Raw genomic sequence first — 26,520 nt, 5'->3', positions numbered from 1 at the left:
CAAACTTCAACTGGCCGGATCAATAGGCTGCCTCGATGAGCTCGATGCCTTTCTTCAGCAATGCATTGAGCGTGGTGCCCTTGGCCTCAGCTCGCTTGACCAGGAAGTCCAACACCTGCGGATCAATTCGCACAGGCGGAATCAGGCGCAAATCAGGCTTGTAAAACTTGCCGCGCTGCGCGTTCGAAAAATGGTATTCGTCTTTCATGGTGTTCACCTTTTAGCTGGCATGTGGGTATCGCTCACAGCGTCCGAAGTTTTCGTTCTGCCTTCATGGCGCGTCGGTGCCCGCGTTCCACACTTCTTACACAAAGGTCGCAGCAGAAACGCCAAACCGTTCGCTGAGCGCGCGCACTTGGCGAATGTTGAGTTCGCGTTTGCCAGTCAGGATTTCGGACACGACACCCTGACTGCCGATCTCGCTCAGATCGCTTTGCTTCAGGCCGTGTTGTTCCATCAGAAATTTCAGAGCTTGCACACCCGTGACTTCGGGCAAAGGGTGATGCTTCGCTTCATAGTCCTCAATCAGATCGCCCACGATGTCGACCAAGCCCATCGCAGGATGCTTTTCTTCGCCTTGGGTTTCATCCAGCAGGGCTTGGAGCATCTCGGTCATGCGCGCGTAGTGCGCTTCATCCCGGATGGGGGTGATGTCGGTGGCGGCACGGAACTGCTCCCAGACTGGGAGAAGGTGCTTCACGTCGATGGCTGCATTCATGATTTCCATGCTCCTTTGTCGTATTCCCGGTGGGTCAATACTGCCTTGATGTACAAAATTTGCTTTTCGAACCGGATGTAAGCCACCAGGCGGTACTTGTTCCCGCCGATATCAAACACCGCTAACTCGTTCACCTTGTCAACTGCATTGAAGGCGGCTTTGAGCTCGGCCCAGTTTGCAAAAATGTTCTTTTCAATCACCCGCCGCCATCCCTGCAAGGGGGCTTCGGCCTGAGGATGATCGGCAGCGAAGGCCCGCAGGGCACTGTTGCTGATGATTTTCATGGGTTCAGTTTATCTCAATACGAGATAAAAACAAGCAAAAGCTCATAGTCACCTTGGTCTGCAGCTCGCAGGGCTGCCAGGTTCCCCGGGATGAGCCCAGCCTTCTCGTCGGTGGCCAGCGGTGTCTGGCCGTCCTGCTCATCCCGGTCTATCGCCATAGGTTTGACCAACGGCCGCGAAGCAATTCTTCGGTCCTGCGGTCCACCTGTTTCCGAAGCCGTTCTGCGCCGGGGCGCTGGTCTTCAAGTCCCATGGTGTGGGCCACGCTTGCAACCTCTTCCATCGCGATGGTGCGAGCGCGTTCCTGAACCACGTCCGTGAGCGGGCGTCTTGGAACCAGTGCGTAGACCAGTTCGCAATCGAGTCCATCAGCGAGTTTGCGCAGTTGTCCGAGCGAGATGCGGTCATCCGCTTCGGACTGTTCGGACTTGTGCAGCGTCGCCCCCGAGACGCCCAGCCGCTGAGCCTGCTGGCGTTCCGTTCGACCCAGGGCTTCTCGGATGAGCTTCAGCCATCCCCGAGACGGTGGCTGCCGCTTCACCAAGTCCGCGTAGCCGGAAAGGGTGGACTGCACTTGTTCAAGTCGAAGTTGGTTCAGTTCAGGAGACATTGCTAGCCTATAGGCTGGTCAAATTCGTTGAAATGTAAGCCCAATTGGAAGCAGAATGCAATGAATTGCTTCTTTACAGAGAAGCAGTCAATGTCATTCTGCTGCACTTATAGGAAGGTTTTATTGATCAGGCCAGCCCATGAGCATTGTGTTTGGGCTGCAAAGTGGGGCGGATTGACGGCTGCATCGCTGGCCCTGCATGTGGGCGGCGGTTTTTTTTGGTGTGGGAGCCCACCCCTGTGGGCGATGGTTTGCAGGGCGAAGTTGAGGGCGTGTCCCACGCCCATCGCCCACAGGGTGGGCTCCTACAAAGACAGCTCATCGCCCACGGGGTGGGCTCCTGCACAAAAGCCATCTCTTGCCTGTTGCTCAAGACTGCATGGTGCCTGTCCTTTGGGCGCGCGTTTCGGCAACTTTTTGATGTCATTCATCTGACTTTGACTTCGACTCGGGTAAAGATACACTGCCATGATCTATTCCAGCCATGAACACGCCCAACCGCCACCCCAACAACGCCACGCCATCCCAACCAGGATCGTGGGCATCGAGCCAAGCCTTGGCTATTTTGGCTGTGGATGGCATCCGCCCCAGCAACAAGGGGTTGGCCCTCATGCAGTCGATTGACAGTGGCACCATGACCCATGCTCAGGCGATTCAGTCCATCATTGAAAGAGCACGTCAGTACGCCAAAGACTGAACATCATGCAGGACGATGATCATTGGGAATGAGGCTATGAAACAGGCTTGCATCGCCGGTATTCAAGGCGAGTCACGCCCAATGGCGCGTCTCATCTGGCTCAACATCAAACAGTTTCCAGTCTAAAGCCGCCCCGAGCCTGTTGAACCCTATTGAGGGCGTGTCCCACGCCCATCGCCCACGGGGTGGGCTCCTACAAAAAGGCAGCCGTTGGCCTACAAGGTGGGCGTCTGCGTTCAGGGTCTGACGGCACAATCAGGTCATGCCAGACAAAGCACCCTCTCATGCCGTTAAAACTATCTGCGCTCCGCACAAGGCGTTGATCAAGGAAGGCTTGTTGGTTCGGGTGAGTTCCGGGATTTACACCAAAGTACGGGCGGGGGCCAAAGATGCGCCCCTTGCAAAAACCCAGTCCGATCCCCTCAAGCCCATCACCTTGCCCGATGACTTGAATGCATTGCCGCTGAAAAATGTGAGCGCATTTGTCCAGCGTTTTGCCATGTCATGCAATGTGCACTTCAAGCTCACTGGATTGGCTTCATGGGCAGAGGCGGTCACGCGGGCATCGGGCGACGATGTCACGTTGGACGAAACCGGCAAGCTCTTGGTCGCGCTGAAAAAGAAACATTTGATCAATGGCCGTCAGATGGCGCGCTTGATGTCTAACCACTTGAGTGAGCTTCGCGGTGTTTGATCCATTTGGCGACTACGAAACCCGGGGCTATTTTCGAAATGCTTCAGACGAGTAAACCTCCTCGCCCTCAGTCAGCACGTCGGGGTCAGAAAGTTTCATATAACTGAAATTCGTTGCTGTCCCGGCTGAGCAATTGCATCAGTTTGGGATGGATGAAGAGCTTTTCTTTCCCATAAGTCATCTCTCGCAACACGCCCAAGGCCACGAGCTCTTTCAAATACCGCGATGCGGCTTGCCTTTGGCCAATCTGCTTGTCCACGAGGTTGCCAATTCGGCAGTAGGGCTGTTCAAAGATCACATCCACCAGCTCGCGGCTGTAGATTTTGGGCAATCTCAGCCGTACGTGTTCGGTGGTGTGTTCGGCCAATTGCCGGATGGCCACGATTTTTCCTGTGGTCCATCGCGATGTTTCTTCCACCGCCTTGAGCATGAACAAGACCCAAGGCTCCCAAGCTTGGTCCCGCGTGACTTCCAGCAAAAGGCGGTAATAGTCGGCTTTGTTCGCGATGATGTGCCGACTCAAATAGAGAATGGGCAGGTTCAGCAGCTCTTGCTGGATCAGAAACAGGATGTTGATGACACGGCCTGTGCGTCCGTTGCCGTCCGTGAAGGGGTGAATGGCTTCAAATTGGTAATGCCCAACAGCCATTCGTATCAATGGGTCCAGTTCGGTTTCGTTGTGCAGAAACCGTTCCCAGTTGGCCAGCAGGGTTCGCAACCGGTCTTCCCCTTCCGGCGGTGTGTAGATCACTTCGCCCGTTCGGTCGTTGGCCAGTTGGGTACCGGGTGTACGCCGGATATCCATGTCTGCACCTTTGAGGGTGCGACACACTTCAACCGCAGTGGCCGTGCACAGTGGCCTGGATTGGAGTGACCGATAGCCATGGTGCAGTGCGGTTCGGTAACGCAAGGCTTCTTTGGTGGCGTGATCGGCTTGCCCATCACCATCAACGTGTTGAAACAGCTGGTCGGTGGTGGTGACGATGTTTTCGATTTCCGAGCTGTCTTTGGCCTCCAATAGCGGAATCGTGTTGATAAGCATGGTCTGGTTGGGGATCAGCTCGGCGGCTTGTTTCAGCTCGGCCAATGCAGCGCGGGCCGTAATGCAGGCACGCAGCACAGCTTTGCTTTCCAGGTCGTGCCCCGGTGGCAGTGTCGGTAACTGGTTGTGCGCCCGGTCTGGCTGCCAAACGGTTTCGATGTCGTACATGTACTTGAAATTGAATTATTGAAACATGTTTGAAGAATATGTTCTCATGAGCGACACGTCAAGCAAACGTGTCGCAATAATTCAATTTTTCGAACATGAGAGCAGCCTCATGTTCTTGGCGAGTACACGTCACCCCTGTCATGTCGCCAAAACAGGGTTTTGACAACATGAGGTTTCGGATCGATCAAATATCGATATTCCCCGCACGCAGCGCGTTGCTCTCAATCAAGTGGCGGCGGGGCTTAATTATTGTCCAAAATGGACAATATCAATTACTTTTGTCCATAATGGCCAAATGCCAAGCAAGCCACCCATTGTTTTCCCCCAAGAGCAAACGCTGCTCACCGCCTTGGGCGAGCGCCTGCGGCTGGCGCGTTTGCGCCGCAAACTGAGCACGGCCGTGGTGGCGCAGCGGGCAGGCATGTCGCGCACTTCGGTCTACAAGGTCGAAGCCGGCGATGCGGGTGCCACTTTGGGCACTTACCTGCGTGTGCTGGCGGTGCTCGGGCTGCAGGCAGATTTCAATGCCTTGGCCGCCGACGACAAAGTGGGGCGCAAGCTGCAGGATTTGGCTTTGGCCCCATCGGCTGCAGAGCGACGCCAGCGACGCGCCAGCATGCAGTTACCCGACTCTGCCAACAGCACTTCTGAGGTGCAGCCATGACGGGGCCATTCGATGGGCTAGAGGTCTGGTTGGATTGCGATTTGGGGCCTGCTTGTCTGGTGGGCCACCTGGCGCATGACCGAGGGCAGATTCGCTTTCATTACGACAAGGCTTGGCTGAACGACCCGAGGGCTTTTGCGCTGGACCCTGATTTGTCTTTGGACGCGCACCCGTTTTTCCCCAAGCCTGAACTGGGCAACTTTGGCGTGTTTCTCGACTCATCACCCGACCGCTGGGGACAAACGCTGATGAAACGGCGTGAGGCCTTGCTGGCCAAGGACCAAAAGCACCCGGCCAGAACACTTTATGCCTGGGATTTTCTGATCGGCGTGCAGGACATTACCCGACAGGGGGCGTTGCGGTTTCGCCCGTCGGGCACGCCAGCGTTTTTGGGCAACGATGCTTTTGCAGCACCACCCGTGACCACGTTGCGCGAACTGGAGCAGGTGGCTTGGCAACTGACCCATAAGCGCATTGACGATCTCGATGCTTTGCGCAAATGGTTAACTGTTCTGGTGGCACCGGGTGCTTCGTTGGGGGGCGCTCGGCCCAAAGCCAACTTCTCAGAGCTGGACGGTTCTCTTTGGATCGGCAAATTTCCGGCGCGTGACGATGACCGTGATGTCGGGGCTTGGGAGTTCGCCACGCACCAAATGGCCCAACGTGCAGGCATCGATGTCCCTGCTGCAAAGCTTTTGCGCCTGGGTGGTGAGTTTCATACTTTTTGTGTGCAGCGCTTCGACCGTGTCGGTGGTCAGCGGCGGTTTTATGCATCGGCCATGACGCTGCTGCGCAAGGACCAAAGTGAGGGCTGCAGTTATCTGGAATTGGCGCAATTTCTGCGGGCCAGTGGCGATGCAGCGACGGTTCAATCAGACCTGGCTCAGCTGTTCAGGCGCGTGGTTTTTAATGTGGCAATTGGCAATCGGGACGACCATTTGCGCAATCACGGCTTTGTGTTGAGTTCAACGGGCTGGCGTTTGGCACCCGCGTTTGATGTGAACCCGAACATCGACAAAGCCGAGCATGTGCTGAACATTGATGATATGGACAACCGTCCTGACTTGCGCACCGCGTTGAGCACTGCCGCGTTTTACGGCTTGACGGCCGCGCAGGGGCGGCACATCGTGGAGGAGGTGATGGGTGTCGTGGACACTTGGCGCGATGTCGCCAACCAAGTTCGCATTTCTCGGGCCGATATCGAATTGACGGCCGCTGCGTTCAGTGCGCATGAAGCTTGGCAAGGCCATGAAACGCGCTCTAAGCCCAAAAATTGACTTGTTAATGACAGCAGGAGCATTGGTCCGCTGTCCAATGAGAGGGCGCTGACAATGCTGCTGGTGATCCGGCACGCTGAAATTTGAATTTTGTTCACCGGTATTCCGTCGGTGGCTTTTCAGCGTGTGCCGCCTGGACGCAGCGATCCCTGTGGGAGCCCCGCCCTCGGGGCGATGTGTGGTGGTATGCGAGGCTTTATCGCGGCGAGGGCGCCGCTCCCACAAAAAACCTGATGCGATGAGCGGGAGCAATCGCATCAAGACCACCCCGAAGACCTACAGATACTTGGCGTGATGCGCAAAGTGATCGCCCAAGAACGTGGCGATGAAGTAGTAGCTGTGGTCATAGCCCGGCTGCATGCGCAGGGTCAGCGGGTGGCCCGCTGCCTCGCAAGCGGCTTGCAACCGTTCGGGGCAAAGTTGCGCCAAAAACTCGTCGGCATCGCCTTGGTCCACCAGCAGGTGCAGCTTTTCCTGGCGTGCAGTGGCCACCAGTTCTGCGGCATCCCATGCACGCCAAGCCTGTGGGTTTGCACCCAGGTAGGCAGTCAAGGCTTTTTGGCCCCAAGGCACTTGTGATGGCGCGGCGATGGGCGCAAACGCCGACACGCTGCGGTAGCGGCCCGGGTGGCGCAGCGCCGTGACCAACGCGCCGTGCCCGCCCATCGAATGGCCAAAGATGCCGCGTGAATCGCTGGCGGCAAAGTGCTGCTCGATCCAGTTGGGCAACTCAAGCGCCACGTAGTCTTGCATGCGGTAATGCGTTGCCCAAGGGGCTTGTGTGGCGTTGACGTAAAAGCCCGCACCTTGGCCCAGGTCGTAGGCATCGTCGTTGGCCACGGCTTCGCCGCGTGGGCTGGTGTCGGGCGCGACCACGATCACGCCGTGTCGCGCCGCGTGTGCCTGTGCACCGGCTTTGGTGATGAAGTTTTGTTCGGTGCAGGTCAGGCCCGAGAGCCAGTACAGCACCGGGCATTTCTCGCCGCGCAGCGCTGCCTCGGGCAGGTACACGGCCACGCGCATGTCGCAGCCCAGAGTGCTGGAGGTGTGCGCCCAGACTTCTTGCCGCCCGCCAAAGCTGGCGTGTTGTTCGATGCGTTTCATTCGCCACCTTCAAAGTGCACCACCGAGCGGATGGACTCGCCGTTGTGCATCAAGTCGAAGGCGTGGTTGATGCCGCTCAGCCCCATGGTGTGGGTGACAAACGGGGCCAACGCGATGCGTCCGGCCATGGCGTCGTCCACCATGCCGGGCACTTCACTGCGGCCTTTGACGCCGCCAAAGGCGGTGCCCATCCAGCGGCGGCCGGTGACCAGCTGGAAAGGTCGGGTGGAGATTTCCTGGCCCGCACCGGCCACGCCGATGATGACCGACTGGCCCCAGCCACGGTGCGCGCACTCGAGCGCAGCGCGCATGACCTGGGTGTTGCCAATGCATTCGAAGCTGTGGTCCACGCCCCAGCCGGTCATCTCGACGATGACTTGCTGAATGGGTTTGTCGTGGTCTTTGGGGTTGACGCAGTCGGTTGCGCCAAAGGTGCGTGCCAGATCGAACTTGCTGGGGTTGGTGTCGATGGCGATGATGCGCCCGGCCTTGGCCAGCTTGGCACCCTGCACCACGGCCAGGCCAATGCCGCCCAGGCCGAACACGGCCACGGTGTCACCTTCTTGCACCTTGGCCGTGTTTTTGACGGCGCCCAGCCCGGTGGTCACGCCGCAGCCCAACAGGCAGACTTGCTCAGGGTTGGCGTCGGGCCGGATTTTGGCCAGCGAGACTTCGGCCACGACGGTGTATTCGCTGAAAGTGGAGCAGCCCATGTAGTGGTACAGCGGCTGGCCTTGGTATGAAAAGCGCGTGGTGCCGTCGGGCATGACGCCTTTGCCCTGCGTGGCACGCACGGCCACACACAGATTGGTTTTGCCCGACTTGCAAAACAGACATTCCCCGCACTCGGCGGTGTAGAGCGGAATCACATAGTCGCCGGGCTGGACGCTGGTGACACCCTCGCCCACCTCGACCACAATGCCCGCGCCCTCATGGCCCAGCACGACCGGAAACAGCCCTTCGGGGTCTTCGCCCGAGAGCGTGAAGGCGTCGGTGTGGCAGATGCCGGTGTGCGTGATCTTGACCAGCACCTCGCCCTTGCGCGGTGGCGCGACGTCGATCTCAACGATTTGCAAAGGCTTGCCAGCTTCAAAGGCGACGGCGGCACGGGATTTCATAAAGGCTCCTGAGGGTGTGAATTGAAGGTATTGTGATCGCACGACTTGGTCGCCCATGAGCAGGCTTGCGCTTCAAACCGGTTTGTTTGAAATCAGCGCCTGTGCCCCTTGGTTTTGCAGCATCCACGCTGCGGTGATGGGACATCGGACAGCGATCAGATCATGGATTTTCTGAAAATCAGTTGCCAGATTGCGCTGGAAAATGGGTTCATGGTGCGCAATCCTGTTGCGTAATTTCCTGATGAGCTCCAGCTCCGAATAGACCATGGAACGAATTTGTGCGGTGGTCTTGTTGATCCTATGCAGATCTGAGCGATCGCATGCAGCTTAGAATTGCAGCACTAGCCTTGGGACACGTTGGCGAAAGCTCCCCCCGAGGACAGATGAAGTCTGAAAAGCCCGCCTTGTGCGGGCTTTTTCTTTTGGATATGCCCACGACGGGGCCATTCAGTGAAAACATCGTCTCTGGCCTCCCTGACCAAAAACTGAAGCCCACCCGGCTCTGTGGCCGTTGATGGTGTGACTTCAGCAGTTCACATACTCAAATATCAATATTCCCCGCCCGCAGCGCGTTGCTTTCGATGAAGTGGCGGCGTGGCTCGACTTCGTCGCCCATGAGCATGGTGAACACGCGGTCGGCTTCGATGGCGTTATGAGCCAGTCATTTTTTGTTGTAGACTACGAATCAAGTGGATTGGGGGTTCCCGGTCGGCGCTACAGCCTCGGTGGGTTCATCGGGGCTTTTCGCTTTCTGGGGAGGGTAAATCTTCAACCCTACATTTTGGTAGCCTTGCCCAGCACGGTCCCGTCCTCCGGCCCAAAAGAATTTGTTCTTGAGCAACTCAAAGGCTTGGTTTGCCTGCTCGGGCCGTATGTAATTCAGCCCGACGGGCCTGGCCACCAAGTCGGCCAGTTGCAGACCGGTCAGGTTGGTTTTCTTGTCAGCAAAGATGACGTTGAACGGCAGCTGTCGATTGCCCGGGTTTTCGCCATCGCAAATGCGTCTGAATTCCAATTCCAGTTCGGCGTCTTCCTTCTTGCCGCGACACTCGACCAAAACATGTGTCTGGAGGTGATCCTGCGTTTTTTCTGCCAAAAATTCCCGCAGAACCTCCAAGCAGATGCCTAACGCAATGTGATAAGGGTTGGAGCCAGCGCCTTCATGTCGATTCAATCGCGCCTTGTCGACCACACAAGACATCAAAATGAAATTGCTCGCATCCATGATGGAAGATAACCGGCCAATGAACTCTTCGCGTGTAGGCTTGTGGCTCAAAAAAGCGAAATCACCTTTTTGCTTGCGAATTTCATGCTCGTGCAGCACCACGCTGTCATGGCCAAAGTAGTTGAACTTCAGCTTTTCAACTGCCGGAATAATTTTCTCGGCGTAATGTCGTTTATGAAACACACAAAGAGCGAGCACAAACACCGGATAGTCGGGATCTATGCGCTCAAGTGAATGGTCTCCGCTCTCATCGACGTAAACCACATAGTCGCTGAAACGACGGACATTCACAACAGTTGCAGCGTGCAACTGTTGTTTAACAGGCATGACCTCTGCCGACTCGAACAGGGCGTATTGAGTGCCTTGCGGGGTCATCAAAGGCTTTCAATTGCCCATCAAATATCAATATTCCCCGCCCGCAGCGCGTTGCTTTCGATGAAGTGGCGGCGTGGCTCGACTTCGTCGCCCATGAGCATGGTGAACACGCGGTCGGCTTCGATGGCGTCGTCGATCTGCACACGCAGCAAGCGGCGCACGGTGGGGTCCATGGTGGTTTCCCACAGCTGGGCGGGGTTCATTTCGCCCAGACCCTTGTAGCGCTGGCGGCTGGTGGTGCGTTCGGCTTCGCTGATGAGCCAATGCATGGCCTGGCGGAAGTCGCCCACTTTTTCTTCTTTCTGGCGCTCGCCTTCGCCGCGCAGGGCTTTGGCGCCTTCGCTGAGCAGGCCCCGGAAGGTTTCGGCGGCTTCGGCCAGAGCGCCGTAGTCCGCGCCATGCACAAAGTCTTGCGTGATGATGCTGCTTTTGATGTTGCCGTGGTGGCGGCGGCTGATGCGCAGAATCGGTTTGTCGGTGCGCACGTCAAACTCGGCTGTCACTTCGGCGGGGATGCCGGTGGTGTTGAGTTCGCGCAGCTTGGCTTGCAGCGCGGGGGCGCATTCGGCGGCTTGGTCCAGCGTGTCCAGGTTCAGTGACACACCATCGGCCATGGCGCGCAGGGCTTCAGCGTCCATGAAGTTGGACAGGCGGGCAATGACGTGTTCGGCCACTTGGTGTTTGCGGGCCAGCGCTTCCAGCTTCTCACCCGTCAGCACTTGCGGCGCAGCGCCGCCGGTGCTGATGCTGGCGTCTTTGAGCGCGATGCGCAGCAAGAAGCCGTCGAGCGCCGGGCCGTCTTTGAGGTACAGCTCTTCTTTACCGGCCTTGACTTTGTAGAGCGGCGGCTGGGCAATGTAGATGTGACCGCGCTCGACCAGGTCGGGCATCTGGCGGTAGAAGAAAGTCAGCAGCAATGTGCGGATGTGCGCGCCGTCCACGTCGGCGTCGGTCATGATGATGATGCGGTGGTAGCGCAGTTTGTCGACGTTGAAGTCGTCGGTGCCGCTCTTGCCGGATTCGGCGCTGGCCTTGCCAATGCCGGTGCCCAAGGCGGTGATGAGGGTGACGATTTCGTTGCTGGTGAGCAGTTTTTCGTAGCGGGCTTTTTCGACGTTCAGGATCTTGCCGCGCAGGGGCAGGATGGCCTGGAATTTACGATCACGGCCTTGCTTGGCCGAGCCGCCAGCGGAGTCACCCTCGACGATGTAGATTTCGCACAGGGCCGGGTCTTTTTCTTGGCAGTCGGCCAGTTTGCCGGGCAGGCCCATGCCGTCCAGAACCCCTTTGCGGCGTGTCATTTCGCGGGCTTTGCGGGCGGCTTCGCGGGCACGGGCGGCTTCCACAATCTTGCCGCAGATGATTTTGGCGTCGTTCGGGCGCTCTTCCAAGAAGTCAGTCAAGGCTTTGGCCACGATGTCTTCCACCGGGGCACGCACTTCGCTGGACACCAGCTTGTCTTTGGTCTGGCTGCTGAATTTAGGCTCGGGCACTTTCACGCTCAGCACGCAGCACAGGCCTTCGCGCATGTCGTCGCCGCTGACTTCGACTTTTTGTTTTTTGGCGATCTCGTTTTTCTCGATGTACTTGCTGATGACGCGGGTCATCGCGGCGCGCAAGCCCGTGAGGTGGGTGCCGCCGTCACGCTGGGGAATGTTGTTGGTGAAGCACAGCACGCTCTCGTTGTAACCGTCGTTCCACTGCATGGCCACTTCGACACCGATGCTGGTGCCGGGGATGCCGCCGTAGCTGTCAGCAGGGCGCTCGCCGTTGGCGTGGAAGGCGTTCGGGTGCAACACTTTTTTGTTGGCGTTGATGAAGTCGACAAAGCCTTTGACACCACCCGCGCCGGAGAAGTCGTCCTCTTTGCCGCTGCGCTCGTCCTTCAGGCGAATGCGCACGCCATTGTTCAAGAAGGACAACTCGCGCAAACGCTTGGCCAGAATTTCGTAATGGAAATCGGTGTTTTGCGTGAAGATTTCCACGTCGGGCAAGAAGTGCACTTCGGTGCCGCGCTTGTCGGTGGCCCCCGTAACGCGCATGGGCGAGACTTCAACGCCGTCCACGGTGTCGAGCAAACGGTTTTGCACAAAGCCTTTGGCAAAGTCGATCTGGTGCACTTTGCCTTCGCGGCGCACCGTGAGGCGCAGCCACTTGGATAACGCGTTGACGCAAGACACGCCCACGCCGTGCAAACCACCCGAGACTTTGTAGCTGTTTTGGTTGAACTTGCCGCCCGCGTGCAGTTCGGTCAATGCGATCTCGGACGCACTGCGCTTGGGCTCGTGCTTGTCGTCCATCTTGACGCCCGTGGGGATGCCACGGCCGTTGTCGGTCACGCTGATGGAGTTGTCGCTGTGGATGGTGACGACGATGTCGTCGCAGTGGCCGGCCAGTGCTTCGTCAATCGAGTTGTCCACGACTTCGAACACCAAGTGGTGCAAACCGGTGCCGTCAGACGTGTCACCGATGTACATGCCGGGGCGTTTGCGCACGGCTTCCAGGCCTTCCAGGATCTGGATGGAGCCTTCGCCGTAGCCTTCGGATGCGCCCACTTGGTGGGCGTCGATCTTGGGTTGGGCGGTGGTGAAAGCTTCTTCGCTGGGTTGGATGTCGTCGGTCATGTTCAATTTTCTCTGTCGCTTGAATGGCCGAAACCCGCGAGAGGTCGCGGGTTTCGATAAGGTGGGCCTGGTGGGCTGGGGCCTTAAATGCGCATGGGCATCACCACATATTTGAAGTTGTCGTTTTCGGGAATGGTGATCAGCGCCGAGCTGTTGCCGTCGGCCAGATCGATGCGCACCATGTCCTGGCCCATGTTGGCCAGCACGTCGATGATGTAGGTGACGTTGAAGCCGATCTCGATGGCGTCGCCACCGTAGTCGATGTCGAGTTCGTCCACGGCTTCTTCTTGTTCGGCGTTGGTGGAGGCCACACGCAGCGTGCCGGGCTCGAGGTTCAGGCGCACGCCTTTGAACTTGTCGCTGGTCAAGATGGCCGTGCGCTGCAGGCACGACAGCATGGCCTGGCGGCCCAAGGTCAGGTTGTTGCGGTGACCTTTGGGGATGACGCGGTTGTAATCGGGGAATTTGCCCTCGACCAGCTTGGTCACAAACTCCATGCCGTCAAAGCTGAACTTGGCTTGGTTGTTGGCGAACTGCATCTCGATCGCGCCGTCGGCGTCAGACAGCAGGCGCTGCAACTCCAGCACGGTTTTGCGCGGCAAGATGACTTCTTGTTTGGCAGGCACTTCCACGTCAAGGGTGGCCGAGGTGTAGGCCAGGCGGTGGCCGTCGGTGGCCACCAGGCTGAGCTTGTTGCCTTCGGCCACAAACAAGATGCCATTGAGGTAGTAGCGAATGTCGTGAACGGCCATGGCAAATGAGACTTGCCCCAGCAATTGTTTGAGGGTTTTTTGCGGCACGCTGAAGGCGGGCCCAAAGCTGGCGGCTTCTTGCACCAGCGGAAAGTCTTCGGCCGGCAGGGTTTGAACCGTGAACTTGGACTTGCCACCTTTGAGGATGAGCTTGGCCTGCGAGGATTCCAGACTCACGGTCTGATCGGCCGGCATGGTGCGCAAGATGTCGATGAGTTTGCGTGCCCCCACGGTGGTGGTGAAGTCGCCGGGGTCGCCGTCCATCTCGGTTGTGGTGCGGATCTGGATTTCCAGATCGCTGGTGGTCAGTTGCACGGCATGACCGGTTTTACGGATCAATACGTTGGCCAGCACAGGCAGGGTGTGGCGGCGCTCGACAATGCCGGATACGGATTGCAGGACCGACAGCAATTTGTCTTGGGTGGCCTTGAGAACGATCATGGGTCTACCTTTGGTGTTGTTTCAGCCCACGAACGCACAAAGCGGTCCGGGCAGTGCAATAAAGCGCATTTTCTCTTTTTTTGGCTGCAAAACGGCTAAAAACTGCTCAGAACCTTGTAAATGACAGGAGATCATGGCCTGGAGCGGCATTCAGCCTTTGAGCGTTTGCTCCAGAACGTGCAGTTGCTGGTTCAGCTCGGTCATTTGCAAGCGTTCGGCGCTGATTTTGCGCACCGCATGCAGCACCGTGGTGTGGTCGCGTCCGCCAAACAGCTCACCAATTTCGGGCAGGCTCTTTTGGGTCATTTCCTTGGCCAGGTACATGGCAATCTGGCGCGGGCGGGCAATGCTGGCCGGGCGCTTTTTGCTGTACATGTCGGCAACCTTGATCTTGTAGTAGTCGGCCACCGTTTTCTGGATGTTCTCGACGCTGATCTGGCGGTTTTGAATGGAGAGCAGGTCGCGCAGGGCGTCGCGGGCCAGCTGAATGGAGATTTCTTTTTGGTTAAAGCGCGAATAAGCGAGGATTTTGCGCAGGGCGCCTTCGAGCTCACGCACGTTGGAGCGCACGTTTTTGGCCACAAAAAACGCCACCTCTTCGGGCATTTCACTGCCTTCGCTGATGGCTTTGTTGATCAAAATGGCCACCCTCATCTCCAACTCGGGCGGCTCCATGGCCACCGTCAGGCCCGAATCAAAGCGCGAAACCAGACGCTCATGGATGTCGGCCAGGCCCTTGGGGTAGGTGTCGCTGGTCATCACAATGTGCGACTTTTTGGCCAGCAGGGCCTCAAAGGCGTTGAAGAATTCTTCTTGCGTGCGGTCTTTGTTGGCAAAGAATTGCACATCGTCGATCAGCAGCAAATCGAGCGAGTGGTAGTGGTACTTGAACTCGTCAAAAGTCTTGCGCTGATAGGCTTTAACCACATCCGACACAAACTGTTCAGCGTGGATGTACAAAACTTTGGCTTCGGGGCGCTCGGCCAGCAGTTTGTTGCCGATGGCATGCATCAAGTGGGTCTTGCCCAAACCCACACCGCCGTAGATGAACAAGGGGTTGTAAAGCTGCCCGGGTGAGCCCGAAACGTGCATGGCGGCGGCCCTGGCCATGCGGTTGGCGGTGCCCTCGACCAGGTTGTCAAAGGTCAAGGCGGTGTTGAGTCGACTGCGGAAGGTGTTGGTGACCGGCTCTTCTACAGCTGGTGTGGGTTCTGGCCGCACTTCCATGGAAGAAGGTGTGGATGCACGCGCTGGCCTGATGCCGCCTTCACGAGGAGTAATCACTAACTCAATTTGAACAGGGTGACCCTGAAGACTTTCGAGTGTGGCCGACAAACGGCCCGCATATTGGGCACGGACCCAGTCGAGTTTGAAGCGGTTGGCAACAAACAAAGTCACCTTTTGTTGGTCGTCGGAGACCTGTGCAGTCAGGGGTTTGATCCAGGTGTTGAACTGCTGCTCGGGCATCTCGCGTGACAGCTCGTCACAGCAGGTTTGCCACAGCGCTTGCCCGACATCGGACTGAAATTCTGGGGGGGTTCCCTCGGACATGTTGATCTTGTTTTTTTGTGGACAGTAGGGATCTGGGGCGATGGGATATGAAGGCTTATCAAGAGCTTATCCACATGCCGAAACGAACCGGGAGGGCGATCATAAACCACATCGGCCCATTTGATCCACCCTCACAACACTTGGGTCAAAATTCACAGCGATTTGCCTAGCTTGTGAAAGTTTGCGATAATCTTGGGTTTCGCCCAACGCTGATTCATGGCATTGGGCACAAAGGAAGAGTTATGAAACGCACCTACCAACCATCCAAGACACGTCGCGCCCGTACACACGGTTTTCTGGTTCGCATGAAAACCCGTGGTGGCCGTGCCGTGATCAACGCACGCCGCGCCAAGGGCCGCAAGCGTCTGGCTGTCTAATGTCCGCACAACCGTCTGGCAGTAACCCGTTGTTGCTGCAGGCGGTTGAAGCTGGGGCCAGGCCACCGTGCAGCGTCTAAAAACACGCCCACAATTTCAGGCCACCCTGGCTGGCGGCACAGTCTCGCGCACGGCGCATTTTGCGTTGCATCGCTTGAACTTGGCTGCCTTGACAGACACCTCTTTGGCTCAAGCCGATCAAGTCGGGCCTGCACCTTCACCGGAGCAGGCCCTTTTTGACTTGGCCGATGTCTGGCTGGGTGCCATGGTGCCCAAACGCTGGGCTCGCCGCGCGGTCACGCGCAATGCCATCAAGCGCCAGATTTACAACGTCAGCGAACACTTTGGTGATCGTTTGCCCTTGGCTGCCCATGTGGTTCGCTTGCGCACGGGTTTTGACCGCAAACAGTTCATCAGCGCCAGCTCCGAACCGCTGAAGTTGGCGGTGCGCCAAGAGCTTTTGCAGTTATTCGAGCGTGCCATCACCCCCAAAGGCCAGCCATGATGCAGCGTTTGTTGATGTTGTTGGTGCGTGGCTACCGCTTGTTGCTGAGTCCTTGGCTGGGTTCGTCTTGCCGGTTTGAGCCCACTTGCTCGGCGTATGCCCTGCAAGCCCTGGAAACGCATGGCGCTGCAGCAGGCACTTACATGACGGTGCACCGACTGATGCGTTGCCAACCTTGGTGCCAAGGCGGTCACGACCCCATTCCAGAACAGGCCCCCCGCCTGTTCACGGCTTTGTTTTCCCCTACTTCGTCAAAGAAGCCTTCATGAACGATATCCGCCGCACCATCCTCTGGGTGATTTTTGGTTTCTCCATGGTTCTGCTTTGGGATCAATGGCAGGTCTACAACGGCCGCCCTGCCACTTTCTTCCCCAAGCCAGTGCCTGCTGTTTCAGCGCCTGCTTCGGCAGCATCGGCTCCGGCCGCAGCCGCAGCCGCAGCCGCAGCTGCGGCTGTGCAGGGTGTCCCGGCGGCCACCACGAGCGTTGCATCGCCAGGTCAAGTGCCTGTGAGCGCAGGTGCGGCATCGCCAGCCAACAGTGAAAAAATCGAGGTCAGCACCGACGTGCTCAAGCTCAGCTTTGACACCGAAGGCGGTAACTTGGTGCGCAGCGAGTTCACCAAGCACAATGATTTTGTGGACACGACCAAGCCTTTTGTCTTTCTGGACCAAAGTGGCACACGCGTTTACAACGCCCAGACCGGCTTGATTGGTGGCAACTTCCCCACCCACAAAACGCTGATGCGCTTCAGTGGTGAAAAAAGCCTGAAAGACGGCCAGGACCAATTGACACTGCGATTCGAATCGGAAGCTTTGAATGGCGTGAAACTGGTCAAAACCTACACCCTCAACCGTGGCAGTTACGCCATTGGCGTCAAACACGAGGTGATCAACACGGGCACAAGCACAGTGTCGCCACAGCTGTACTTGCAGTTGGTGCGTGATGGCAACAAACCCGCTGGCGAGTCTTCGTTCTATTCCACCTTTACCGGCCCTGCTGTTTACACCGAGGCCAAGAAGTACCAAAAGGTCGAGTTCAGCGACATTGAAAAGAACAAGGCTGAAATCGACAAGACATCGCCCAATGGCTATGTGGCCATGGTGCAGCACTACTTTGCAACAGCTTGGCTGCTGGCGGACGGCATTCAGCGCGAAAACTTTGTGCGCAAGGTGGACACCAATTTGTATGCGGTGGGCATGATCACGCCTTTGGCCGATCTGGCCCCAGGCCAGTCCAAAACGCTGAGTGCCCAGCTGTTCAGCGGCCCACAAGAAGAAAAAGTGCTCGAGGCCTTGGCCCCTGGCCTGGACTTGGTCAAAGACTACGGCTGGCTGGCCATGCTGTCCAAGCCTTTGTACTGGTTGCTCGACAAGCTGTTCAGCTTCATTCAAAACTGGGGCTGGTCGATCGTGGCGCTGGTGCTTTTGCTCAAGATTGCGTTCTACTGGCTCAATGCCAAGGCCTATTCGAGCATGGCCAAGATGAAAGCCATCAACCCCAAGATCATGGAAATGCGCGAACGCCTGAAAAACGATCCGCAAAAAATGCAGCAAGAGATGATGAAGATCTACCGCGAAGAAAAGGTCAACCCCATGGGTGGCTGCTTCCCGATCATGATTCAGATCCCGGTGTTCATCGCTTTGTACTGGGTGCTTTTGTCCAGCGTCGAAATGCGCAACGCGCCTTGGGTTCTCTGGATCCACGACTTGTCGGCACCCGATCCCTATTTCATCTTGCCTTTGGTCATGACTTTGACCACTTTGCTGCAAACGGCCTTGAACCCCGCGCCACCCGACCCGATGCAAGCCAAGCTGATGTGGATCATGCCCCTGGTGTTCTCGGTGATGTTCTTCTTCTTCCCCGCCGGCCTGGTGCTGTACTGGATCACGAACAACATCTTGTCGATCGCCCAGCAGTGGATGATCAACACCCGAATGGGCGTGCCGCCACAGTTCAACTTGCCCAAGTTCAAGTAAAACCTGTCGACTCGAAAGGCCGCGAAAGCGGCCTTTTTTTGGCCTTGACCTGTGGCCGCTTTTCACCCAACCCCTTTTTGTGATGGACCACTGACCATGCTCGCCAGACACCAGGAACCCATCGTTGCCATCGCCACCGCACCGGGTCGCGGCGCTGTGGGCATCGTGCGGGTGTCGGGCCGCAATTTGGCCTCACTGATTCAAGCCTTGTGCGGCCGCTCTCTCAAGCCACGAGAGGCCACGTATTTGCCGTTTGCCGATGCCGATGGCAGCCCGATTGACCACGGCTTGGCGCTGCACTTTGTGGCCCCACACTCGTTCACAGGCGAGGATGTGCTGGAGTTGCAAGCGCACGGCGGGCCGGTGGTTTTGCAGCTGCTGGTGGCGCGTTGCCTGCAAGCGGCCGCCGAATTGGACCCGTCTTCAGGCCAGCCACGTCTGGCGGGTTTGCGCGTGGCGCAGCCGGGCGAGTTTTCTGAACGGGCTTTTTTGAACGACAAGATCGATTTGGCGCAAGCCGAGGCCATTGCCGACCTGATCGACGCCAGCACAGAGGCCGCTGCACGCAGTGCCAGCCGATCTTTGGCGGGCGATTTTTCCAAGGAAATCCATGCGCTGCGCGATGCGCTGATTCACCTGCGCATGCTGGTTGAAGCCACGCTGGACTTCCCCGAAGAAGAGATTGATTTTTTGCAAAAAGCCGATGCACAGGGGCAACTGACGCGCCTGCAAGCCGCGCTGCAAACTGTGTTGGGCAAAGCCCGTCAAGGCGCTTTGCTGCGCGAAGGCATCAAGGTGGTGATCGCGGGCCAGCCCAATGCGGGCAAGAGCTCGCTGCTCAATGCGTTGGCCGGGGCAGAGCTGGCCATCGTCACGCCCATAGCGGGCACCACGCGCGACGTGGTGCAGCAAACCATCCAGATCGAAGGCGTGCCGCTGCATGTGATCGACACCGCCGGTCTGCGTGAGGGCGAGGGCGTGGACGAGGTGGAGCAAATTGGCATTGCCCGCGCCTGGGGCCAGATTGAAGCCGCTGATGCGGTGCTGTTTTTGCACGACCTGACCCGCGTGGGCCAAGCCGATTACGACACCGCCGATGCCGACATTGCCACCCGACTGAAAAGTCGCCTGCCCGCCAGCGTGGCGGTGCTTGACGTGTGGAACAAGGCCGATGCGGCCCTTTTGGCGGGAGATCGTCCGGGTTTGACGCTTTCGGCACGCACTGGAGAGGGCCTGCAAGCCCTGCGACTGCAACTGCTGCACCAAGCCGGCTGGCAACAAGCCAGCGAAGGCCTGTTCATTGCCCGTGAGCGCCATGTGCAGGCGCTGCACCGGGTGCGCGAGCATCTGGACATGGCCGACGCCCATCTGGCCGCACAGGCCCAAAACCTGGATCTGCTGGCCGAAGAACTTCGCCTGGGCCAAAACGCGCTCAACGAGATCACCGGCGAGTTCAGCGCCGACGATTTGTTGGGCGTGATTTTTTCGAGTTTTTGCATCGGCAAATAAGTCGCTTCGCGCTTTTCGCGCAAGCCGCGCACCCCCTCCTCTTCGAAGAAAACCCTGACCCCGTCACCGGGTCCTCAGGGTTTTCTCGAATGCGCACAATTTCTTTTTTATGCACAATTTGTAAATCATGCAGAATCCAGCTACCAACTCCACCTTGTCAGAGCAGGCCTTCCAAGTCTTGCGCGGAGATGTCTTGTCGGGTCGCCATGCGCCTGAAAGCAAGCTCAAGGTCGATGCCTTGCAACAGATGTACGGCTTCTCGAGCAGCCCCCTGCGCGAAGCCCTGAACCGGCTGGTGCAAGAAGGCCTGGTCAAAGCAGACGAGCGCCGAGGTTTTCGGGTCACCCCCATCTCGCCCTCCGATTTGACCGACATCACCAAGATGCGCTTGATGCTGGACATCCCGGCCCTGCAAGAGTCCATCGCCGCTGGCGACGATGCCTGGGAGGCACAAATCGTGGCCACGTTTCATCGGCTCGAAAAAATCGAATCCCGTCTGCCGCAAGGCCCCGTGGTGCTGGACGCCGAGTGGAGCCAACGTCACCGGGACTTTCACATGACCCTGATTGCGGCCTGCCCCTCTGAGCGCCAACTGCTGTGGAGCATGAGCCTGTTTGACCAGGCCGAGCGTTATCGGCACTTTGCCGCACGCAACCGAACAGTCTCGAAAAAGAAGGACGAAGAACACCGCGCCTTGATGAAAGCCGTGCTTCGGCGTGACAGCGAAACGGCCAGCGCCATGCTGTCTGAGCACATCCGCAGCACGCAGGCCAATGTGATGGCGGCCTTTGCATTGCAACAAAAACAAGGCCTCTGAGCCATTTCATCATCCCAGCAGGAGACAAACATGCTCAATGTCACTCAACCCACCCCTTCCCATTTCGGCATTTATGTCACCGATGTCGAGAAGATGGTGCACTTTTACAAATCTGTCTTCGGATTGGTCGAGACCGATCGGGGCGTGGGCAAAACCTTCAAAGCGCCACTGGTTTTTTTGAGCGCCAGCCCGGACCAGCACCACCAGTTGGTGATCGCTGGCGGACGTCCTGCCGAGGCCACCTTCAGCACCGTGATGCAGTTGTCGTTTGCGGTTCCGTCTATCCAATCGCTGCGGGACTTGAAGGAAAAAGCCACCGCATTGGGTGCTAGCAAAGTGCTGCCCTTGAACCATGGCAATGCCTTGTCGGTTTATTTTGCAGACCCAGAGGGCAACACGGTCGAGATCTACATCGACATGCCGTTTTACATTTCGCAGCCACACGGCGACCCACTCGACTTGAGCCAAGACGACGAGACCATCTTGCGCGAGACCGAAGCCATCTGCAGACAAGACCCGAGCTTCATGCCCATCGCCCAGTGGCAAGCGAAATTTGCCAAGGCCCACTGAATCACCATTCCACCAAGGACTTCTTATGAAATTGCTTTCCTTCATCCACCAAGGCCGTGAAACGTGGGGCGCGCTCGTGAGCGCAGACGCCATCGTTGACCTGGGCAAAGCGCTGCCGCAATACGCCACGCTGACGGACTACATCGCCTCGGGCGCTTACCTGAACGCCAAGCAGGATGTGGCCAACAAAACCGCCGATGTAAAACTGGCCGACATCACCTTCTTGCCGGTGATCCCCAAGCCCGAAAAAATCGTCTGCGCCGTGCGCAACTACATGGACCACCACCAGGAAGTGCTGGCCGCGGGCATGCACCGCGAATTGTCCGAAGAGCCACCCATCTTTTTGCGGGTGTGGCGCTCGCAAGTGGCACACGGCCAACCCATCATCTGCCCCAAGGTGTCGGGCTCACTCGACTGGGAAGGCGAGTTGGCTGTGATCATCGGCAAAGAAGGCCGCAACATTGCCGAGGCCAACGCCTTTGACCATGTGGCGGGCTACTCTTGCTACAACGATGGCAGCATCCGCGAGTGGCAATTCCACGCCAAACAAATCGCTTCGGGCAAAAACTTTGAATCCACCGGCGGCTTTGGCCCTTGGATGGTCACGGCCGACGAAATCGCACCCAACCAGGAACTCAAGCTGATCACGCGCCTGAACGGCGAAGTGGTGCAGTCGAGCCACACCGGCCACATGATTTTCTCGATCGCCAAGCTCATCAGCTACGCCTCGACCATCTTCACGCTGGTGCCCGGCGACGTGATCGCCACCGGCACGCCTGCGGGTGTGGGCTGGAGCCGCAAGCCCGCCTGGTTCATGAAGCCGGGCGATGTGTGCGAGGTCGAGATCGAGGGCATCGGCACCTTGGTCAACCCGATCGCGGCCCAGGCCTGAGCATGAAAGCCATCCAAGTCCAGGTGCCCGGCGGGCCGGACAGTTTGCTGCTGGTGGATCTGCCCGATCCGCTGCCTGGCCCTGGACAGGTGCGCGTGAAAGCCCATGCCATTGGGGTGGGCCGCCCGGATGTGTTGATCCGCCAAGGCACCTACAAATGGATGCCGCCACTGCCTGCCGTTCCTGGCGCGGAGCTGGCCGGCGTGGTCGACGCCATCGGCGAAGGCGTGACACAGTGGCAACTGGGTGACCGTGTGCTCGTGAGTGCGCGCGAACTGGCCCAGCGCGGTGGCTGCTATGCCGAGGCCATTGTGGTGCCGCAAGACGCGCCTTACCCCTTGCACCCGACAGTGGCCTTTGAAGACGCGGTCAGCCTGCCCAACTTGCAACTGGCCTTGGCACTCATGCGCGTGGCCGGGACCAGCCATCGCCCACAGCCACATGTGCTGATCACAGGGGCATCGGGCGGTGTAGCGGGCATGCTGTGCCAGGTCGCCAAGCACCGAGGATTTGCCACCATTGGAACCAGTCGGACTGCCGACAAAAGCCAATACGCACGGGACCATGGTTTTGACCATGTGGTGTGCACGGAACAAGACGACCTGAAGACCCAAATTCAAACGCTCACGCAAGGCCGTGGTGTGGATCTGGTGTTCGACCATCTGGGCGGGCAAAGCCTGATCGATGGCTTGCACAGCCTGGCGTCACTCGGCACGGTGGTGTCTTACAACATTGTTCAAGGCATGCCCACAGAAGATGTTTTTCAGGTGCTTCGCAAATTCTTGGGCAAGAGCTTGGCCGTGCGGTGCTTTTCGATGCACACCTTTGACGAGGACCCTTTGGCGCGTCGCGCACTGATGCAAGAAGCCATCGAGCTGATGGCGCAAGGGCTTGTTCGGCCGCCTGAACACCAGATTTTCAAACTCAGCGAAGTCCGCCAAACCCACGTCTTGCTCGATCAAGGCAGGGTCAGCGGCAAGCTGGTGATGCAACCGTGAAGTTCGTGCAGGCAAGCGTCCGCAGAAGGCGCTGCATGCTTTATTCATCCTTGAGGAGACAACCATGCTTCGTCGACATTTACTCATCGCTCTGAGTGCAGGGTCTTTGGCCTTGCCCATGACCGTTCTGGCCCAAACCTATCCAGAACGTCCCATCAAAATTCTTCAGGGTTTTGCACCCGGCGGCAATGCGGACGCCATTGCACGGTCCGTGAGCCAAGAAATGAGCAAAGGCTTGGGCCAGTCCATGGTGGTCGAGGCGCAAGCCGGTGCCGGGGGCACCATTGCAGCCACCACAGTGTCGAAGGCCAGACCCGATGGTTACACCCTGCTCTTGGCCACGGGCGGTCATGCGGTTGCTGGCGCGTTGTACAACAACTTGGCCTACCGCACGGTGCAAGACTTCGAGATGGTCAGCACCATCACGTATTTCCCATTTCTTGTGGTGGTGCCTGCGAACAGCAAGTATGCCAATTTGACGGCTTTGCTGGCCGCCGCCAAAGCCAACCCGACAGAAATCAGCTACGGCACAGCGGGCATTGGCTCGACCCATCACCTGGCCGGTGAGCTCTTGGCCAGCATGTCCAAAACACAGTTGCTGCATGTCCCTTTCAGGGGTGACTCGGCTTCGCTGACGGCATTGCTCAGTGGCGAAATCCCCATGATCATTGCCCCACCCACCGCGGTGATGGCCAACATCAAAGGCGGCAAACTGCGGGCGATTGCCGCCACGGGGCCCCAAAGGTGGCAAGGCCTGCCCGATGTGCCCACGGTCACTGAACAGGGCGTGACCGGGTACGACGTACAGTCTTGGGCTGGTTTGATGGCACCTGCGAGCACACCGCGTGCCGTGATCGATCGCCTGAATGCAGAACTGCAAAAAGCGATCGTGGTCCCTGCGGTCAAATCGCGCCTGGAAGACATGGGTGGCGAAGTGCGTGGCAGCACCCCCGAGGAGATGCGCAGCTTGGTGGCAGGACAAACCCAAAAGTGGATACAGGTCGTCAACGACGCCAAAATTCCCAAACAATGATTGAAACCAACAAAGGATGACCGATGTCACTGATTGAAATTCGCAAACGCAGCCTGACGATCGAAACCACGTACCACGAAGGCGGCCCGGTCACGGACACCCCGCTGAAATTGGCGGCGGCTTGTGCAGTGATCCAAAACCCGTATGCCGGGCGTTACGAGCCTGACCTGATGCCCTTCATGGCGGAACTGCGGTCTTTGGGCACCGTGCTGGCGCAAGAGCTGGTGGACACCTTGGGCAAAGACAACATCGAGGTCTACAGCAAAGCGGCCATTGTGGGCGTCAACGGCGAAATGGAACACGGCGCTGTATGGCATGAAGCGGGCGGCTGGGCCATGCGCACGGTGCTGGGCGAGCCCAAAGCCATGGTGCCCGCCAGCAAGGCGGTGGCGCACACTGGTTATCGCCTCATGGTGCCGGTGCATTACATCCACGCCAGTTATGTGCGCAGCCATTTCAACAGCATGGAAGTGGGCATTCAAGATGCGCCTCGACCCAATGAAATCTTGTTTGCATTGGTCATGGGCACGGGGCCCCGTGTGCACTCTCGCTTGGGCGGACTGACCAAGGACAAAGTTTCAGTCCACGACGGCCAACGCTGATCGCATCGCAACCGGTCACTTCAGTGACTGATAGGGCAAAGGTTTCATCTCAAGATGGTTCCTTTGCTTTTTTCATTTCAGAACATGGCCACAGCCGCTCAACCCACCCTCAGCCCCGAGCAAGACGCTGACTTGCGCGAACGCTCGGACTGGATGGGTGCCTATCTGGTGCTGCATGCCTGGGGTGTCATTGCGCTGGCCATGGCGTTTTTCATCGCTTGGCCCAACCCTTTGAGCTTCATCGCCGCTGTGATCATCATTGGTGGCAGGCAGCTGGGCTTGGCGATCTTGATGCACGATGCGGCACACCGGGCCTTGTTCAAAAACACCCGGCTCAATGACACGCTGGGCGCCTTTTTGTGCGGCTGGCCGGTGGGCGCGAGCCTCACGCTGTACCGGCCTTACCACCTGAGCCACCACCGCCACACACAGCAAAAGGACGACCCCGACCTGATCTTGTCAGCGCCTTTTCCAATCACCGCAAAAAGCTTTTGGCGCAAGATGCGGCGCGACATTCTGGGCATCACCGGTGTCCAGCGGCGCTTGGAGTTTTTCCGCATGGAAATGGGCCAAGACCCCAGCCGTTTGCAGCGCCTGAAAAACCTGTTCGCCGCAGAAAAATACTTTGCCTTGAGCAACCTCGCCATCTTCGCCGTCTGCGCCGCAGCCGGGGTGTGGTGGGCTTACTTTGCGCTGTGGCTCTTGCCTTTGCTGACCTGGTACCAGGTGATCAGCCGCATCCGCAACATTGCCGAGCATGCGGTGGTGGGCGACAACAACGACCGCCTGCGCAACACCCGTACCACGCTCACCCACTGGGGCATGCGCATGGTGCTGGCCCCTTACTGGGTCAACTACCACCTGGAGCACCACCTGTTTGTGTTCACGCCCTGCTGGAAATTGCCTGCGGCCCACCGCATGCTGATCGAACAAGGCTTTGGGCCTCGCATGGAGCTGGCCGAGGGCTATGGGCAAGTGCTGCGCAAAGCGGTGTCCAAGCCGCACGACGACAGCACCCCCGGTGGACCGAAGGGCCCTCGCAAGAGCGCTGCACTCATTTGAATCACCTCAAGGATCGAACATGGCCAACCGCCTGGACCAGCAAGTCGCCATCATCACCGGTGCCAGTCGCGGCATTGGCCTGGCCATTGCGCAAGCCTATGCCGCCGAGGGGGCCAGCTTGTGCCTGATCGCCACCGATGTGGCCCGTCTCAGTGCAGTCAAGGATGGGTTGGATTTGCCAACCGAGCGGATCATGACCATCGGGCTGAATGTGACCGACCGCGATGCGTGTTTTGCCGCAGTGGCACAGGTCGAACAACGCTTTGGCCGCGTGGATGTGCTGGTCAACAACGCGGGCGTGTACCGGGGCAAGTCCTTTTTGGACTATGCCGCGCAGGACTTTCAGGACATGCTGGATGTGAACCTGTTTGGTGTGCTGCATTTCATGCAGGCGGTGCTGCCGGGCATGCAGGCACGCCGACACGGACGCATTGTCAACATGGCCTCAACAGCGGGCAAATGGGGGTCTCGCAACCAAAGCGCCTACAACGTGAGCAAACACGCGGTGGTGGGCCTGACGCGTTGTGTGGCCTTGGAAGCCAGCCCGCACAATGTGACCGTGAACGCGATTTGCCCCGGCTTTATCCAGACCGACATGGTTGAAGAACTCAAGGCCCAGGTGGCACACAGCTCGGGCATGACCGGTGAAGAACTGGTCAAGGCCGCACTGACCCGTGTGCCTTTGGGGCGCATCCTGAACCCGACCGAAATCGCAGGTTTGGCGGTGTATTTGGGCTCGTCCGAATCGAGTGGCATGACGGGTCAAAGCATCCATGTCGATGGCGGCATGGTGATGAGTTGAAACGACAGAATGCCCGCCCCCGCACAAGCTT

Annotated in this window: 30 protein-coding genes; 17 read left to right on the top strand and 13 right to left on the bottom strand. The window is 58.2% G+C overall.

What is annotated here, in order from left to right:
• Positions 1-19: 19 nt before the first annotated feature.
• The 4 genes from B9Z48_RS03695 to B9Z48_RS03675 form a co-directional block, all read right to left on the bottom strand.
• Positions 20-208 (bottom strand): hypothetical protein, encoded by a 189-nt coding sequence (locus tag B9Z48_RS03695; protein ID WP_108377138.1) that lies wholly within the window; start codon positions 206-208, stop codon positions 20-22.
• A 96-nt stretch (positions 209-304) separates the two neighbouring features.
• Positions 305-718, bottom strand: coding sequence for a type II toxin-antitoxin system HigA family antitoxin (locus B9Z48_RS03690; protein ID WP_089961481.1), 414 nt, complete (start codon positions 716-718; stop codon positions 305-307).
• Positions 715-1,002, bottom strand: a complete 288-nt coding sequence (locus B9Z48_RS03685; RefSeq protein ID WP_089961204.1) for a type II toxin-antitoxin system HigB family toxin — start codon at positions 1,000-1,002, stop codon at positions 715-717. The genes B9Z48_RS03690 and B9Z48_RS03685 overlap by 4 nt, the downstream gene beginning before the upstream one ends.
• A gap of 148 nt (positions 1,003-1,150) precedes the next feature.
• Positions 1,151-1,612, bottom strand: a complete 462-nt coding sequence (locus B9Z48_RS03675) for a mobile mystery protein A (RefSeq protein WP_089961207.1) — start codon at positions 1,610-1,612, stop codon at positions 1,151-1,153.
• 484 nt (positions 1,613-2,096) lie between these two features.
• Here B9Z48_RS03675 and B9Z48_RS03670 point away from each other — a divergent pair, with 484 nt between their 5' ends.
• Entirely contained in the window at positions 2,097-2,309 is a 213-nt protein-coding gene (locus tag B9Z48_RS03670; RefSeq protein WP_089961214.1) for a hypothetical protein, read from the top strand.
• A 262-nt stretch (positions 2,310-2,571) separates the two neighbouring features.
• Complete coding sequence (locus B9Z48_RS03665; RefSeq protein ID WP_146186228.1) at positions 2,572-3,003, top strand: hypothetical protein; 432 nt, start codon at positions 2,572-2,574, stop codon at positions 3,001-3,003.
• Positions 3,004-3,088: 85 nt separating this feature from the next.
• On the opposite strand, the gene fic is transcribed toward B9Z48_RS03665, so the two are convergent.
• On the bottom strand, positions 3,089-4,213 hold the full coding sequence (gene fic / locus B9Z48_RS03660) for a protein adenylyltransferase Fic (RefSeq protein WP_108377136.1): 1,125 nt from the start codon (positions 4,211-4,213) through the stop codon (positions 3,089-3,091).
• Positions 4,214-4,508: 295 nt separating this feature from the next.
• Here fic and B9Z48_RS03655 point away from each other — a divergent pair, with 295 nt between their 5' ends.
• Both B9Z48_RS03655 and B9Z48_RS03650 read left to right on the top strand, forming a co-directional pair.
• Positions 4,509-4,877, top strand: coding sequence for a helix-turn-helix domain-containing protein (locus B9Z48_RS03655; protein WP_089961224.1), 369 nt, complete (start codon positions 4,509-4,511; stop codon positions 4,875-4,877).
• Positions 4,874-6,154 carry a type II toxin-antitoxin system HipA family toxin gene (locus B9Z48_RS03650; protein WP_108377135.1) on the top strand — a complete coding sequence of 427 codons (1,281 nt, stop codon included), beginning with the start codon at positions 4,874-4,876 and terminating at the stop codon, positions 6,152-6,154. The genes B9Z48_RS03655 and B9Z48_RS03650 overlap by 4 nt, the downstream gene beginning before the upstream one ends.
• 276 nt (positions 6,155-6,430) lie before the next feature.
• On the opposite strand, the gene fghA is transcribed toward B9Z48_RS03650, so the two are convergent.
• The 8 genes from fghA to dnaA all read right to left on the bottom strand — a co-directional run bounded on the left by fghA (position 6,431) and on the right by dnaA (position 15,344).
• Positions 6,431-7,258: an S-formylglutathione hydrolase gene (gene fghA / locus B9Z48_RS03645; RefSeq protein ID WP_089961229.1), complete on the bottom strand. Its 828-nt coding sequence runs from the start codon at positions 7,256-7,258 to the stop codon at positions 6,431-6,433.
• On the bottom strand, positions 7,255-8,376 hold the full coding sequence (locus B9Z48_RS03640; protein WP_108377201.1) for an S-(hydroxymethyl)glutathione dehydrogenase/class III alcohol dehydrogenase: 1,122 nt from the start codon (positions 8,374-8,376) through the stop codon (positions 7,255-7,257). Before B9Z48_RS03640 ends, fghA begins: the two co-directional genes overlap by 4 nt.
• Before the next feature lie 72 nt (positions 8,377-8,448).
• Positions 8,449-8,643 carry a hypothetical protein gene (locus B9Z48_RS03635; protein WP_199233439.1) on the bottom strand — a complete coding sequence of 65 codons (195 nt, stop codon included), beginning with the start codon at positions 8,641-8,643 and terminating at the stop codon, positions 8,449-8,451.
• 274 nt (positions 8,644-8,917) lie between these two features.
• Positions 8,918-9,022 carry a hypothetical protein gene (locus B9Z48_RS03630; RefSeq protein WP_255419466.1) on the bottom strand — a complete coding sequence of 35 codons (105 nt, stop codon included), beginning with the start codon at positions 9,020-9,022 and terminating at the stop codon, positions 8,918-8,920.
• Positions 9,023-9,061: 39 nt separating this feature from the next.
• Positions 9,062-9,976, bottom strand: coding sequence for a DUF3800 domain-containing protein (locus B9Z48_RS03625; protein WP_108377132.1), 915 nt, complete (start codon positions 9,974-9,976; stop codon positions 9,062-9,064).
• A gap of 20 nt (positions 9,977-9,996) precedes the next feature.
• Positions 9,997-12,600, bottom strand: coding sequence for a DNA topoisomerase (ATP-hydrolyzing) subunit B (gyrB, locus tag B9Z48_RS03620; protein ID WP_089961242.1), 2,604 nt, complete (start codon positions 12,598-12,600; stop codon positions 9,997-9,999).
• An 83-nt stretch (positions 12,601-12,683) separates the two neighbouring features.
• Positions 12,684-13,793, bottom strand: coding sequence for a DNA polymerase III subunit beta (dnaN, locus tag B9Z48_RS03615; protein WP_089961245.1), 1,110 nt, complete (start codon positions 13,791-13,793; stop codon positions 12,684-12,686).
• A 150-nt stretch (positions 13,794-13,943) separates the two neighbouring features.
• Positions 13,944-15,344: a chromosomal replication initiator protein DnaA gene (dnaA, locus tag B9Z48_RS03610; RefSeq protein ID WP_089961248.1), complete on the bottom strand. Its 1,401-nt coding sequence runs from the start codon at positions 15,342-15,344 to the stop codon at positions 13,944-13,946.
• A 242-nt stretch (positions 15,345-15,586) separates the two neighbouring features.
• Between dnaA and rpmH the strand changes: the two genes are divergently transcribed.
• The 13 genes from rpmH (at position 15,587) to B9Z48_RS03545 (ending at position 26,489) form a co-directional block, all read left to right on the top strand.
• A complete protein-coding gene (rpmH, locus tag B9Z48_RS03605) occupies positions 15,587-15,721 on the top strand; it encodes a 50S ribosomal protein L34 (RefSeq protein ID WP_005798102.1) in 135 nt (44 codons plus the stop codon).
• A gap of 67 nt (positions 15,722-15,788) precedes the next feature.
• Positions 15,789-16,226: a ribonuclease P protein component gene (locus B9Z48_RS03600; protein WP_089961251.1), complete on the top strand. Its 438-nt coding sequence runs from the start codon at positions 15,789-15,791 to the stop codon at positions 16,224-16,226.
• Positions 16,223-16,495: a membrane protein insertion efficiency factor YidD gene (gene yidD / locus B9Z48_RS03595; protein WP_108377131.1), complete on the top strand. Its 273-nt coding sequence runs from the start codon at positions 16,223-16,225 to the stop codon at positions 16,493-16,495. The genes B9Z48_RS03600 and yidD overlap by 4 nt, the downstream gene beginning before the upstream one ends.
• Positions 16,492-18,204 (top strand): membrane protein insertase YidC, encoded by a 1,713-nt coding sequence (yidC, locus tag B9Z48_RS03590; RefSeq protein ID WP_108377130.1) that lies wholly within the window; start codon positions 16,492-16,494, stop codon positions 18,202-18,204. Before yidD ends, yidC begins: the two co-directional genes overlap by 4 nt.
• A gap of 96 nt (positions 18,205-18,300) precedes the next feature.
• On the top strand, positions 18,301-19,713 hold the full coding sequence (gene mnmE, locus B9Z48_RS03585) for a tRNA uridine-5-carboxymethylaminomethyl(34) synthesis GTPase MnmE (protein ID WP_108377129.1): 1,413 nt from the start codon (positions 18,301-18,303) through the stop codon (positions 19,711-19,713).
• A 127-nt stretch (positions 19,714-19,840) separates the two neighbouring features.
• Positions 19,841-20,530 carry an FCD domain-containing protein gene (locus tag B9Z48_RS03580; protein WP_089961263.1) on the top strand — a complete coding sequence of 230 codons (690 nt, stop codon included), beginning with the start codon at positions 19,841-19,843 and terminating at the stop codon, positions 20,528-20,530.
• A gap of 30 nt (positions 20,531-20,560) precedes the next feature.
• Positions 20,561-21,100: a VOC family protein gene (locus B9Z48_RS03575; RefSeq protein WP_089961267.1), complete on the top strand. Its 540-nt coding sequence runs from the start codon at positions 20,561-20,563 to the stop codon at positions 21,098-21,100.
• A gap of 25 nt (positions 21,101-21,125) precedes the next feature.
• On the top strand, positions 21,126-21,992 hold the full coding sequence (locus tag B9Z48_RS03570; protein ID WP_089961270.1) for a fumarylacetoacetate hydrolase family protein: 867 nt from the start codon (positions 21,126-21,128) through the stop codon (positions 21,990-21,992).
• Positions 21,993-21,994: 2 nt separating this feature from the next.
• On the top strand, positions 21,995-22,990 hold the full coding sequence (locus B9Z48_RS03565; protein ID WP_108377128.1) for a zinc-dependent alcohol dehydrogenase family protein: 996 nt from the start codon (positions 21,995-21,997) through the stop codon (positions 22,988-22,990).
• Positions 22,991-23,054: 64 nt separating this feature from the next.
• Positions 23,055-24,023, top strand: coding sequence for a tripartite tricarboxylate transporter substrate binding protein (locus B9Z48_RS03560; protein WP_108377127.1), 969 nt, complete (start codon positions 23,055-23,057; stop codon positions 24,021-24,023).
• Between the two features lie 23 nt (positions 24,024-24,046).
• A complete protein-coding gene (locus tag B9Z48_RS03555) occupies positions 24,047-24,625 on the top strand; it encodes an amino acid synthesis family protein (RefSeq protein ID WP_089961279.1) in 579 nt (192 codons plus the stop codon).
• Between the two features lie 84 nt (positions 24,626-24,709).
• Positions 24,710-25,687 (top strand): fatty acid desaturase family protein, encoded by a 978-nt coding sequence (locus B9Z48_RS03550; protein WP_089961485.1) that lies wholly within the window; start codon positions 24,710-24,712, stop codon positions 25,685-25,687.
• Positions 25,688-25,706: 19 nt separating this feature from the next.
• A complete protein-coding gene (locus B9Z48_RS03545) occupies positions 25,707-26,489 on the top strand; it encodes an SDR family NAD(P)-dependent oxidoreductase (RefSeq protein WP_158273201.1) in 783 nt (260 codons plus the stop codon).
• Positions 26,490-26,520 lie beyond the last annotated feature (31 nt).

Origin of the sequence: Limnohabitans sp. WS1 (assembly GCF_003063265.1) — a bacterium.
Lineage (GTDB): Bacteria > Pseudomonadota > Gammaproteobacteria > Burkholderiales > Burkholderiaceae_C > Limnohabitans_A.
This window is presented reverse-complemented; position numbering and strand designations above follow the sequence as displayed.